Origin of the sequence: Corynebacterium sp. HMSC072A04 (genome assembly GCF_001809235.1) — a bacterium.
Lineage (GTDB): Bacteria > Actinomycetota > Actinomycetes > Mycobacteriales > Mycobacteriaceae > Corynebacterium > Corynebacterium hiratae.
Window position 1 is genome coordinate 1 of the sequence record NZ_KV796743.1, and the last position, 12,794, is coordinate 12,794.

Annotated in this window: 9 protein-coding genes, 1 tRNA gene and 1 pseudogene; 5 read left to right on the forward strand and 6 right to left on the reverse strand. The window is 63.8% G+C overall.

What is annotated here, in order from left to right:
* Together HMPREF2565_RS01850 and HMPREF2565_RS01855 are read right to left on the reverse strand one after the other, a co-directional pair.
* Nucleotides 1-207: transposase (locus HMPREF2565_RS01850; RefSeq protein WP_210385865.1), on the reverse strand; the 207-nt coding region annotated here is incomplete at its 3' end.
* Between the two features lie 132 nt (nucleotides 208-339).
* Entirely contained in the window at nucleotides 340-2,712 is a 2,373-nt protein-coding gene (locus HMPREF2565_RS01855; RefSeq protein ID WP_071406796.1) for a DEAD/DEAH box helicase, read from the reverse strand.
* A gap of 91 nt (nucleotides 2,713-2,803) precedes the next feature.
* On the opposite strand from HMPREF2565_RS01855, the gene HMPREF2565_RS01860 reads away from it, so the two are divergent.
* Entirely contained in the window at nucleotides 2,804-3,007 is a 204-nt protein-coding gene (locus HMPREF2565_RS01860) for a cold-shock protein (protein WP_010189920.1), read from the forward strand.
* Here HMPREF2565_RS01860 and HMPREF2565_RS01865 read toward each other — a convergent pair.
* Nucleotides 3,004-3,597: a DedA family protein gene (locus HMPREF2565_RS01865; RefSeq protein ID WP_158397573.1), complete on the reverse strand. Its 594-nt coding sequence runs from the start codon at nucleotides 3,595-3,597 to the stop codon at nucleotides 3,004-3,006. The genes HMPREF2565_RS01860 and HMPREF2565_RS01865 overlap by 4 nt on opposite strands.
* Nucleotides 3,598-3,798: 201 nt before the next feature.
* Between HMPREF2565_RS01865 and topA the strand changes: the two genes are divergently transcribed.
* Nucleotides 3,799-6,729, forward strand: a complete 2,931-nt coding sequence (topA, locus tag HMPREF2565_RS01870; protein WP_071406797.1) for a type I DNA topoisomerase — start codon at nucleotides 3,799-3,801, stop codon at nucleotides 6,727-6,729.
* Between the two features lie 551 nt (nucleotides 6,730-7,280).
* Here the strand turns inward: topA and HMPREF2565_RS01875 are convergent.
* Nucleotides 7,281-8,654 carry a DUF418 domain-containing protein gene (locus HMPREF2565_RS01875; protein WP_084738705.1) on the reverse strand — a complete coding sequence of 458 codons (1,374 nt, stop codon included), beginning with the start codon at nucleotides 8,652-8,654 and terminating at the stop codon, nucleotides 7,281-7,283.
* A gap of 33 nt (nucleotides 8,655-8,687) precedes the next feature.
* Entirely contained in the window at nucleotides 8,688-10,220 is a 1,533-nt protein-coding gene (locus tag HMPREF2565_RS01880) for an adenylate/guanylate cyclase domain-containing protein (protein ID WP_071406799.1), read from the reverse strand.
* Between HMPREF2565_RS01880 and HMPREF2565_RS01885 the strand changes: the two genes are divergently transcribed.
* The 3 genes from HMPREF2565_RS01885 to HMPREF2565_RS01895 all read left to right on the forward strand — a co-directional run bounded on the left by HMPREF2565_RS01885 (nucleotide 10,219) and on the right by HMPREF2565_RS01895 (nucleotide 12,353).
* Nucleotides 10,219-11,466: a DNA polymerase III subunit delta' gene (locus HMPREF2565_RS01885; RefSeq protein WP_084738706.1), complete on the forward strand. Its 1,248-nt coding sequence runs from the start codon at nucleotides 10,219-10,221 to the stop codon at nucleotides 11,464-11,466. The two genes, HMPREF2565_RS01880 and HMPREF2565_RS01885, sit on opposite strands and share 2 nt — an antisense overlap.
* A 102-nt stretch (nucleotides 11,467-11,568) precedes the next feature.
* Nucleotides 11,569-11,644: transfer RNA gene (locus HMPREF2565_RS01890), tRNA-Thr, on the forward strand.
* A gap of 193 nt (nucleotides 11,645-11,837) precedes the next feature.
* A complete protein-coding gene (locus HMPREF2565_RS01895; protein ID WP_034969882.1) occupies nucleotides 11,838-12,353 on the forward strand; it encodes a ClbS/DfsB family four-helix bundle protein in 516 nt (171 codons plus the stop codon).
* Here the strand turns inward: HMPREF2565_RS01895 and HMPREF2565_RS01900 are convergent.
* A pseudogene (locus HMPREF2565_RS01900) lies at nucleotides 12,322-12,794 on the reverse strand (DNA recombinase); the annotation flags it as partial. The gene HMPREF2565_RS01895 and the pseudogene HMPREF2565_RS01900 sit on opposite strands and share 32 nt — an antisense overlap.

Sequence of the window (12,794 nt, forward strand, 5' to 3'; positions counted from 1 at the left end):
GCGAGCATTCTCAGCACGAAGATCAGCCTCACTCATCCCATCTGAAGCTCCTCGACGCTCACGCTCGAGTTTGACCCAGCGGCCTAAAAGCCCGGCGGAAACACCAATCTCTTTAGCCACATGGGCAATCGGGCGCTCTGACTCGATTACCAGGTTCGCGGCCTCACGCCGGTACTCAGGCGTGTACTTCTTGCGCTGTTGACTCACAATGAACATCCTCTCTTACGGACACAAGATCCGTACAAATAGGGTGTCCACTAAACGAGGGTAACCTCACTACATCACTTCGGTTTATATGTGGTGAGAGCATTACAACGATCTTAGAAGTAGGAATTCTGTCTAGGACGTCATAGTGACCAGTGCGCCGAGGAGGGCTATAGCGCCTGCCTTGTCCAGAGGGTTGTTGCCGTTGCCGCATTTGGGGGATTGCACGCACGACGGGCAGCCGGACTCGCAGGGGCAGGAGCGCACGGCCTCAAAGGTGGCCTTGATCCACTCGGGGAATCGGCGGAAACCTTCCTCGGCGAAGCCGGCGCCGCCGGGGTGGCCGTCGTAGACGAAGACCGTGGGCAAGCCCGTATCGGCGTGCTGCGCGGTGGACACGCCGCCGATGTCCCAGCGGTCGCAGGTGGCAATGAGCGGCAGCAACCCAATGGCGGCGTGCTCGGCCGCATGGAGGGTGCCCGGGGTGCGCCCGGCGGTGACTCCCATCGCTGCGAGTGCCAGCGGATCGATGGTGTAGGCCACCGCTCGGGTCACCAGGCGCTGCTCCGGCAGGTCAAGGGGGATATCCTCGCCCACGGAGCCATCGGGAAGCCGTACCTGGTAGCCGGTGACTTTGTCGGTCACCTCGACCTCCAGGCTGGCCACCCACAGGCCGGGGGCGTAGTTCACCAGGTCATCGGCTTCGCGCAGGATGCGGATGTCCGTCGTGGACTTCGGCTGCGTGGTGTAGTCCGGCGTCTTCGGTACGGCGAGTGCCACTCCCGGTTCGGCGGGAGCTGCGCCACCAGCGCCGCCGAGGTGAAGTTCCTCGATGACGAAGCTCTCACCACGGTGCAGGTACACCGCGCCGGGATGCACCTGGCTCACCGCGCGCGCGGAATCGATGGTGCCCAGCAGACGGCCATCGGAGGAATCCACAATCATGACCTCCTCGCCCGAGCCGCCGCGCAGCGAGACGGCCGTGTGCGCGGTCTCCGGGGTGAGCTCGCTGGAGCCAGCGGGCAGGGGAGCCGCGAACCAGCCCTGCGGGCGCCGGCGCAGCAAGCCTTGCTGGGCTAGGTCGTGGACCACGGATTCGGCGCGGAAGGCGGCCACGTCGGCGTCGCTTAGCGGCTTCTCCACCGCCGCGCAGTACACGTGCCCGGCCAGGATGTAGGGGTTGGCGGGGTTGAACACGCTAGCTTCCACCGGCCGGCCCAAGAGCGCTTCCGGGTGGTGGACTAGGTAGGTATCCATCGGTTCATCGCGGGCCACCAACACCACCAGCGAGCCCTGGCCACGGCGGCCCGCGCGCCCGGCCTGCTGCCAGAAGCTAGCAACCGTACCCGGGAACCCAGCAGTGACCACGGCATCCAGTCCGCCGACGTCGATGCCCAGCTCCAAAGCCGAGGTGGTGGCCACGCCGAGCAGGGAGCCATCATCCAGTGCCTGCTCCAGCGCGCGGCGGTCCTCGGCCAGATACCCCGCGCGGTAGGCGGCAATCCGGCGCGCGAAATCCGGCCGGCCCAGCCTCCCGGAGAGCTCCTCTGCTGCCCGCAGCGCTGTGGTCTCCGCCGCGCGCCGTGAGCGCACAAAGGTCAACGTCCGAGCACCTTGCGCCACCAGCGCGGCCATCATCCAGGCCGCTTCCGTCGTGGCGGCGCGGCGCACAGGAGCGCCGTTTTGTCCCTCGATACCCTCCATGAAGCCCGGCTCCCACAGCGCGACCGTCCGCGCACCCGTCGGCGCGCCATCCTCGGTTACAGGGAGAAACTCGCGCCCCGTCAGCCGCGCGGCATGCCGGGCGGGATCCCGCATGGTCGCCGAAGCCGCAATAACCACCGGCCGCGAACCGTAGTGTGCGCACAGCCGCAGCAAACGCCGCACCACGAGTGCCACGTTCGCCCCGAAAACCCCGCGGTAGGCATGCGCCTCATCAATCACGATGAACTTCAAGTGCCGCAGCACCCGCGCCCACCGCTGGTGCGCGCCCAGCAGAGAAGAATGAATCATGTCCGGGTTGGAAAAGATGAACCGCGCCTGATCGCGGATGCCGGCGCGCGCTTCGGTGGGGGTATCGCCGTCGTAGGGGGCGGGGTGGACGTCGTGAAGCGCAGCGATGCTCTGCGTGAGCTCGAGCACCGTGCGCAGCTGGTCCGAACCCAGCGCCTTCGTCGGCGTGATGTAGAGCGCGCACGCGGTCGGGTCCTCCGCCAGGCGGGACAGGATGGGCAGACGATAACCCAGGGACTTTCCGGAACTCGTGCCGGTGGAGACCACCACATCGCGCCCCTCCCACGCGGCCTGTGCCACGGCGACCTGGTGGGCATAGAGCTTGGCGACGCCTTGCTCCTCCAACGCCGACCGCAACTCCGGCAGCACCCACTCTGGCCACTCGGCATAGCTCGCTGGCTGGGCGGGCAGGGTAGTGGAGTGTGTTAGCTCGGACTCGGGGAAACGCTCAACGAGGTGCTCGACGAGCTCCTCACCCAGAGGGTTCTCACTCACGCTTGCCTCCACTAATCTGCTGCAGGTGTCCAAACGTGGCACACTAGTGCACTAGTTTGCATTAATTTATTTCCGCAAAGGACAACTCATCATGGCATACGGTACCGTCAAGTTCTTCAACGCCGAAAAAGGCTACGGCTTCATTGAGCAGGAGGACGGCTCCGGCGACATCTTCGTGCACTACACCGAAATCCAAGGAACCGGCTTCCGTACCCTCGAAGACAACCAGCGCGTCTCCTTTGAGATTGGGGAAGACGCTAAAGGCCAGCAGGCAACCAACGTCGAGGTGGTCTAGGGGGACTCGGCGTAGCCGCGCCGGGTATCCCACCACTCCAGCAGCTTATTCTGTCCCTTCTGCAGGCCGTAGCCGATGATGACGGCGGCGATGATGGAAATGAGCATGGCTATTGCCGGCGAGCCGGAGAAGGCCACGCCGCCGAGATAACCAATGGCTAGAGCCTGTGCCACCCACAGCAGGACGCCGATGGTGTCGAAGAAGAAAAACAGTACCCACGGGTAGCGCATGGAACCCAGCAGAATCGTCATGAAGAGCCGGGCCGAGGGGATGAAACGCGCAATGATGATGGCTGCGCCGCCACTGCGTCGAATGTTGCGCTTGACCCACGTCAAGGCGTCATAAGCCTTCGTGCCCTTTTGGGCTCTATTAATAAGGGCGATGAGCCGCGTTCCCAGGAGGAAGCACAAGTTATCTCCCAAAATGGCGGCAACCATGGCGACGAAAAACATGGTGGGGAGGTGGGGGAATCCTTGGGAACCAGACCAGGCGCCCACCATGTTGAGGGGAACCTCTGAAGGCAAAACGGGGAAGAAGCAGTCGAGGAAAATCAGCGAGCCCACCAGCGGATAAATCCACTGTGTGGCCATGATGACCTCGAACCATGCAGTAATAGACGCAATCACGCTGTCTCCCGGTTGTGTGCTGTGAGGCGAATCCTCGGACGGCCAGTATAGACCCCCTGTTGTGTGGACGTGTATTGGCCTAAATAACTAGAGTGAACCTCTATCTGTGTACTCTAGGGGCAATTGCCCAGCAGAGGACTAGCCATCGGAAGGGATGAAGTCGAAGTGGCAGAAGCTACCGGCCCGGGGAAGACCCTGGTCATCGTCGAGTCAGCAACCAAGGCGAAGAAGATTCAGCCTTACCTCGGCGATAAGTACATTGTTGAGGCCTCCGTCGGCCACATCCGGGACCTTCCCCGCGGCGCTGCCGACGTCCCCGCCAAATATAAGAAGGAATCCTGGGCGCGCCTCGGTGTGAACCCGGAGGATAACTTCACCCCGCTCTACGTCATCAGCCAGGACAAGAAGAAGAAGGTCGCGGACCTCAAGGCCAAGCTGAAGCAGTGCGATCAGCTCTACCTCGCAACAGACCCCGACCGCGAGGGCGAGGCCATTGCCTGGCACCTGCTGGAAGTGCTCAAGCCCAAGGTGCCGGTGCGCCGCATGGTCTTCAACGAGATCACCAAGTCCGCCATCCTGGAGGCCGCGGAAAACACCCGTGAGCTCGATGAAAACCTCATCGACGCCCAGGAAACCCGCCGCATTCTCGACCGCCTCTACGGCTACGAGGTCTCCCCGGTGCTGTGGAAGAAGGTTATGCCGCGCCTGTCGGCTGGCCGCGTGCAGTCCGTGGCCACCCGCGTCATCGTCGAGCGCGAGCGCGAGCGCATGGCGTTCATCCCCGCCGAGTACTGGGATCTCACGGCAACGCTGACGTCCACGCCGGATTTCGACGCACGCCTGAGCGCCCTCGACGGCAAACGCGTGGCCGCGGGCCGCGACTTCAACGATAGGGGTCAGCTGAAGAGCGACGAGGTGGTCGTCGTCAAGCAGGCCCAGGCGGAGCAGCTGGCCAGCGCGCTGGAAGGCTCCACCATGACGGTGGCTAGCGTCGAGCACAAGCCCTATTCGCGCAAGCCTTCCGCGCCGTTTATGACGTCGACTCTGCAGCAGGAGGCCGGCCGGCGCCTGCACTACACCTCGGAGCGCACGATGCGCATTGCGCAGCGCCTCTACGAGAACGGCCACATTACCTATATGCGTACCGACTCGACCTCCCTGTCCAAGCAGGGCCTGGACGCGGCACGTGAGGCGGCGACGTCCATTTTCGGCGCCGAGTTTGTGGCCGACGGGCCGCGCACTTACGACCGTAAGGTGAAGAACTCCCAGGAGGCCCACGAGGCCATCCGCCCCGCGGGTGAGCGTTTTGCCACCCCGGGCCAGCTGGCCGGGCAGCTCGACGCCGAGGAGTACAAGCTCTACGAGCTGATTTGGAAGCGCACCGTGGCCTCCCAGATGGCCGATGCCAAGGGAACCTCGATGAAGGTGACCGCGGCCGTGAGCGCTGGTGGTCACGACGCCGACTTCTCCGCCACTGGCCGCACGATTACCTTCCCGGGCTTCCTCAAGGCCTACGAGGACGTGGCGGCGAAGGGGTCGAAGGAAGAGTCGCGCTTGCCGCACCTCAATGAGGGCGACACGCTGACAACGTCCGCGGTTACTGCCGACGGCCACTCCACCAACCCGCCGGCGCGCTACACCGAGGCCAGCCTGGTCAAGAAGATGGAAGACCTGGGCATTGGGCGCCCGTCGACGTACGCCTCCATCATTAAGACCATCCAGGACCGCGGTTACGTGCTCTCCCGTGGCAATGCGCTGGTGCCCTCGTGGGTTGCCTTCGCGGTGGTGGGCCTGCTGGAGAATAACTTCACCGAGCTGGTGGACTATGACTTCACCTCCTCCATGGAGGATGAGCTCGATGCCATTGCCGCCGGTTCGGAGAACGGCACGGATTGGCTGAATAACTTCTACTTTGGCAACACCGAGGCCGGCGAGCGCAAGGCCGCATCCATTGCCCGCCACGGCGGCCTGAAGTCCCTGGTGGACATCAACCTGGAGGCCATCGACGCCCGCCAGGTCAACTCGCTGCGTCTCTACACCGACGCGGAGGGCCGCGATGTCTTCGTGCGCGTGGGCCGCTATGGGCCGTATATCGAGCGCGCCGTGGGCACCAACGAGGATGGCACGGTGGAGTACCAGCGCGCCAACCTCTCGGAGACGGTCACCCCGGATGAGCTCAATGAAGCTTTGGCGGAGAAGCTCTTCGCCACCCCGCAGGGCGGGCGCGAGCTGGGCCAGAACCCGGAGAATGGCCGCACCATCGTGGCCAAGGAGGGCCGCTTCGGCCCGTACGTGACCGAGCAGGTGCGTGACGATGAGCGCGAGAAGGCCGAGGCCGAGGCCGAGGAGATCGTTAAGGAAGAGCGCGCTGCGGAGGACGCCCAGCGCGCGGCCGAGGGCAAGCGCGCCAAGAACTGGGAGACCAAGACCGCGGCGAAACAGAAGGAAAAGCGCATTGCTGAGTACGTTGAGGAGAAGCTGAAGCCGGGCACGGCCTCGCTCTTTGCCTCGATGGAGCCGTCCAGCGTCACGCTGGAGGAAGCACTCAAGTTGTTGAGCCTGCCGCGTGAGGTGGGCGTGGACCCCTCGGACGGCGAGGTCATCACCGCGCAGAACGGCCGCTATGGCCCGTACCTGAAGAAGGGCAAGGATTCGCGTTCCTTGGCCAAGGAGGAGCAGATCTTCTCCATCACCCTGGACGAGGCGCGCCGCATCTACGCGGAGCCGAAGCACCGTGGCCGTGCTGCCGCGCAGCCGCCGATTAAGCAGCTGGGCGATAACGATGTTTCCGGCAAGCCGATGACGGTTAAGGACGGCCGCTTTGGCCCGTACGTCACCGACGGCACCACGAATGCCTCGCTGCGCCGTGGTGACGATCCGGAGCAGCTTACCGACGCCCGCGCGAACGAGCTCCTCTCCGAGCGCCGCGCCAAGGACGCCGCGAACGGTGGGGCGAAGAAGTCGACGAAGAAGAGCACCAAGAAGTCGACCAAGAAATCGACGAAGAAGGCTACGAAGAAGTCGAGCAAGAAGGCCACGAAGAAGCCTTCGCCGGGCACGAAGAACGTGGTCAAGGCCGGATCGCGCAGGAAGTAGATAGGCCATGCTCACGCTGGAGAGTTTCGCGCGCGACATGCTGGACCGTACCCAGGAAGGCACCGAGGCTCTCCTGCGCGCGGTGGGCCCGGCCTTTGCTGGCCGCGATCACCTCACCCTCGGCGCGCTCGCCGCGGGGGAGACTGCCGTCTGGTCACGCCTGTTTAACTGGCGCGCGCTCGGCACGGCCACGACGGCCGTTGTACCCGTACTGTTGGCCCTGCGACCGGACTGCGCACCGGAGACCCGCGTGGGGCTCATCGCTGCTTCGCTTGGCCAAGCCGCCAAGCGCGGTGCACCAACGACGCTCGGTGTAACCTGCGTGAGCGTGCAATACGCTTCCTTCGCGTGGGCGCTGCGCGGCGCGCGCAACGATGCGCTGGGTTGGGGCCTGCGCGCCGGCGCGTGGGCTGCGGGCCTTGCGCTTTCGCGCACCCGAGGTGAGCGCCTCGCCACGGCTGTGGCCGGAATCCCGGCGGCAGCGCTCTCCGCGCTAGCCGGCGATGAGAAGCTCCGCGCAGACCAAGCCACGCAGGGGCTGAGCCACGGTGCTAACCTGCTTCTGGCTTCTGAGGCGCTGACGGTCCTGAACCCGGTTGAGCAGCGCCAGGATGCGGGCCTGCGTGGCCGGGGCCTGGATGCGGCGCAGTCGGCGGCACAGACGGTAGGCCTGGTGCTGCTGGTGGATGGGCTGGCGCGGAAGGGCCGCGGTTAGGCGCAGCACCTAATTCCGGGCGCATCGTCTTGCCATAGGACAAGCGGCGGTGCACCCACTCGAAGGGGCCGGGCTTGCCTGCGGCCTCGAGCGCGCAGGCTATGAGAAGCGTTGCCAGCCACACGCCGGCGGCCAACGCTGCCTGGCCCGCGGCGCTGAACTCGGGGCCAATGTTGAGGGTGAAGGGGTAGACCAGCGCCAGGAAGAACACGGACTGCAGCACGTAGCCGGTCATGGAGCGCTTACCGAGCGCGATGAGTGGCCACAGGAACCACGGGCGCGCACCACGGCGCTGCAGGGGTTCTAGGGCGAGTGTTGCCCCCGCCACGATGCCCGGCCCGGTGAGCATGCCGATGCAGCTATTCGCCGCGTTGAGGGGTTCTGCCAGCGCTGGGTCCAGCACCCCAATCGTGGACAAGCCCCAGGGCAGCCCGAGGAAGAGGATGATGGCTAGGGCCAAAAGGGTCCACGCCCACAGCTCGCGCCGATGGCCCCCGGCCAAGGTTCCGCGGCGCGCCCACACGAAACCTACGAGCATCACCGGAAGGACCAAGGCTCCCGTCAGCGGAACGGAAAAAGCTTGGGCGCAGACCATGATGGCTTGTTCACCCAGCAGCTCCCAGTAGGATTCGGCGGCGGTGAAGCCGCTGAGATCAAACTCCGACGTATCGACAAGCGCGGCCCCAACGCCCATTCCGATGCCCGCCACAACCAGTAGCGCACAGAACCCGTAGGCCACGCGCATCAGGAGCTTGTCGGTTAAAGTAAGCAGCAACGCAATGAGCATGCCCATCGCGCCGTAGAGCAGCATGATGTCGCCGGAAAAGAGGAAGAGGCAGTGGAGGGCACCGAATAAAGCCAGAAATCCATAGCGCTTAGCCAACACGGCCTGCGCGCGCCGCAGTGGGAAACCGCGTCGCCACAAGCTCATCGCGATAAGCCCCACGCCAAAGCCGAGAAGCGTGGAGAACATCGGCAGGCCGCGCACGTGGATGAACATGGCGGAAAAGACCACGTAGATTTTGTCCGCGAGCGTTTCCACGCCGCCGAAATAAGCATCGGGGCCATCGCCGTCGTTCATAATCCACGCGGTGCAGACGTTTGCCAGCGCAATGCCCAGCAGGGCCATGCCGCGGGCGACGTCGGGGACGAGGAGGCGAGGACTCGAATTCTGACGTGGCGGATGGGGCTGATGTGGCTGTTGGAGCATGGCCCCGAAGCTACCAGAATCACAAAGACTTATTTATCCGAGGGCACGCTCCGCCAGGGTCGGGCGAATAGGGCGTGCCAGCTGCGTCATGCGGCGGCGCCCGCGCAGCTCGATAGACTTCATCAGCGTCCAGCGTGCTTGCTCAGCCTCGTTAGCGCCGCGCAGGGTGGCGGAGTTGGTGAGCACCTGGCCGGGCGTGTCCTTGGCCAGCTCGGTGAGACGCGCGGCCTCGTTGACGGCATCACCAATGACGGTGTACTCGAAGCGATCTGCGCCACCAATGTGGCCGGCCACCACGTGGCCCGCGGCCACGCCGATGCCCGCCTGCAGCCGCAGCCCGCGCAATTCCTGGCGCAGCTCGCGGGCGGCCTGCAAGGCCATGGAATTAGCGTCGTAGACCGTCAGCGGGGCACCGAAGACAGCCAGGGCGGCGTCACCCTGGAACTTGTTGATGATGCCCTTGTTGCGGTGCACCACCTCAACGACGTGCTCGAAGAACTTGTTGAGCTCCTCCACGACCTCCTCCGGGGTGTGGTTGACGGCGAAGGTGGTGGAGCCGATGACGTCGATAAACAGCACAGCCACCTTGCGGTCTTCGCCGCCCAGCTCCGGGCGCTCCTCCAAGGCGCGCTGTGCCACCTCAGTGCCGACATAGCGGCCGAAGATATCGCGCACGCGCTGGCGCTCACGCAGGCCGCGCATCATCTCGTTGAAGCCGGCCTGGAGAACGCCGAGCTCGGAGCCGTCGTAGATGTCCACTTGGACGTCGTTCTCGCCGCGGCGCACGCGGTTGATGGCGTCCTGCAGCTCCAGGATCGGATCCACCACGCTCATCATGGCGAACATGGTGCCGATAAGCCCCGTGCCCAGCGCCGTGATGCTCAGTGCGATGATGGCGGGGATGATATCGGCGGTATCGGCGGTGAACATCCCCATCTTCTGGCCCAGGTGCACCAAGATGATGCCGATGAGCGGGATGCCGGAGGTCATGAGCCACGTGGAAAGCAGCCGGTACTTAATCGGCGGCTCCAGGGTGGAATCCTCGAAGCGGCGTGCCACGGCCTCCGCCGCCACGGGGCGCACGAGGCGCTCCGCCTGCAGGTAGGTCAAGAGCACGATGAGGCCGCCGGCCAAAGTCGCAGAAACGCCTACGACGATGGCCAGCCGCGCCGAGTGCTGGCCCGCAAGTATCACCGCCAAAAGGATGCCCACCAGCCAGACACCCGCGGCCACCCCGGCTTGGTAGAGCGGGATGCGCAGGACTAAGTTGCGCACCATGTTGGGGTCATGATCATCGGGGCTGCGCTGCCAGTCCAACACCGGCCGGAACAGCCGCAGGGTCACCGCGATGCCAATGATGACAGCGAAGGTCACGAATAACGTGCCATAGGTCCACAGATGGGGCGTGTGGGCGATGAAGTCGGAGATCTCCGGCATGGGCAGAAAGAAGACCACGAAGGTCATGATCGCAATGGCACCGATGATGTTGGAGCCAAGGACGAGCGCGGCGTACATCGGCCATTGAGTACCCCATAACCAGCGGGCGCCACGCATCAGTCTATTCATGATTACTCACTTTAGTTATCCCAGTAGGCTAGGGCGAGTGAATACATCAAGCGTTGCAGAAAGGCTTGCCGACGCCCCCTCCGTCGCCCACACCATCCTCAGTGCTGCCCGCGCGGCACACGGTGAGGGCGACCCGCGGGCGATGAGCCACTCTTGGCTTTTTACCGGTCCTCCCGGTGCCGGCCGCTCGCTGGCCGCGCAATGCTTCGCCGCAGCACTCATGTGCACGTCCGCCGACGAGAACGGCAACCCCGGTTGCGGGCGCTGTCCCTCCTGCCAGAGCGTCTTGGCCAAGCAGGAGCACACCGACTTGGTTTACGTGGACCCGCAGGAGCAGTTCATCACCGTCGGTGAAGCCCGCGAGGTTATCGGGCGCGCGGCCAGCCTGCCTAGCGTGGCGCCGTGGCGCGTGGTCATCTTCAACAAGGCCGACCGCCTGCGCAACGAGGCCGCCAACGCGTTGCTCAAAACCGTGGAGGAGCCCCCGGAGCGCACCGTCATCATCATGGTGGCGCCCTCGGAGGACCCGGAGGACTTCTCGGTCACGCTGCGCTCGCGCTGCCGGCACCTGTATATCCCGGCGCCGAGTGTGGAGGGCGTCGTCAAGCAGCTCGTCGCCGAAGGTGCTACCGAGGATGACGCGCGCCTGGCCGCCGTGACCACCCTGCGCCACGTGGGCCGTGCGCGGCACCTGGTCAACGACCCCGCCGCGCAGAAGCGCCGCGCCATGGCCATCAACCTGGCCGAGGATGTCTTCCACGGCTCCCAGGCCTTTCAGTCCGTCACAGCGCTGCTGAAGTTTATTGAGAAGGAAGCCAAGGATTCCCACGCGGCGGCGGAGGAGGCGGAGCGCTCCAAGATTGAGCAATCCTTCGGCGTCGGCGCCAAGGGCAAGGGCGTGACGAAGGCGCAGCGCGACGCCCGCAGTGCCCTGAAGGATATGGAAGAGCTCCACAAGAAGCGCGCTAAACGACGCATCTCCGACGGCCTCGACATCGCCCTCGTGGATCTCGCCGGCATCTACCGCGATGCGCTCATGCTGAAAGTCGGCGCTGAGGTGGAGATGACCCACCCGGACTTCGCGGGCCTGGCGAGCGAACTTGCCCAGCGCGTGAGCGAAGATGGCTTGCTGGCTGCTCAGTCCGCCATTCGCACTTGCCGCGAGCAGCTGCCGCAGAACGTCACCCCGCAGGTGGCTTTCGACGGCATGGTGGGCCGCCTGCGCCTGGCCTGTGGCGCGCGCTAACCAGCACGTGTGCTGCGTGCACACTACAGGTGATAGCCCGATTTCTTTATCAGCCCAGGCCTAGGCTAAACTCTCAGGCGGCGCATATACACACTGCATCGTGCCGCCTTAGCTCAGTCGGTAGAGCATCTCACTCGTAATGAGAAGGTCGCGAGTTCGATTCTCGCAGGCGGCTCCACTTAGACGTCGGATTTGATAAGTACCCTTTTGCGTTAGCGAGTATCGCTTAGGGGGGTGTGAAAAATCGCTTGCGTTAGCGGGTTTGGGTTTTGCGTTAGCGGGTATCTTGTTTGCCCTAGTAAAATGCGTATTTAGGGTTTAACGCGCTAACGAAGCGTTAAACCTAAGGCCGTTTCACGAGGAGGTGTGTGGTGAGATCGTATGCGTCCGGCGATGAACTAGCCGCAGAGATTACTAAGCGTGGCGAACTTTTTATCGGCGAGTTCGTAGGCGTTCCTGGCGATGGTTGGGACCGGCTGGTTGACGGTGTTGACCGCACGCCCCGGCAGATGATCGCCTACCAGCTTGGCTGGATGGAATTACTGCTCGGCTGGGAACGTGACGAACAAGCCGGTCTTGACGTGGTGACTCCGGCACCTGGTTTTAAGTGGAATCAACTGGGCGGATTGTATGAATCGTTCTACCAACGCTGGGAGCAGGTATCTACTGAGGATTTGATCGACAGGTTCAAGATCCTGCTTGGTGAGATAGTCAAAATGGTGGGCGGTCTAACCGAATCAGAATTGTTTAGTTCGGGTCAGCGTGCGTGGGCTTCTTCCACCCCGTCGGCGTGGCCGGTGTGGAAATGGGTGCATATCAACACCGTCGCGCCATTTACGACGTTTCGCACCAAAATCAGGAAGTGGAAGAAACTGGCAGCCTGCTAGCAATAGGCACGGTGATTTCAGTGCCGATTCTGAAGACGAACTGGATCTCGTTGGCTCCGATAACGGCATGGTCGATAAGCGCTGTCCACTGGGATGGTTGAAAATGCTGGATGGGCTTGTCGGCCAACTGGGTGTAGGCGGTTTTGATCGCAGTGGCCTTGGCACTCTTGGCAGCAATCTCGGCCTCGATGGCTTGTTTGCGGCCCAGGGTTTTCTGGTATCGCGCTTCTAGCTGGGTGTAGCGGGCGGGGTATTGGTCCTGGTCTTGCGCTACCCGCTGATTTTCTGCAACCAATGATTCAATCTCGCTGGCAAGAGCGCGGATTTTCTCGTCTAGGCGCTTGGACTCCGCTTCGAGCTGGTCTGTATTAAACATGGCGTCGATGACCTGTGGTAGGTGGCTTTGTCCGCGATAGGACCTGACCCCTGTTTGGTAGACAC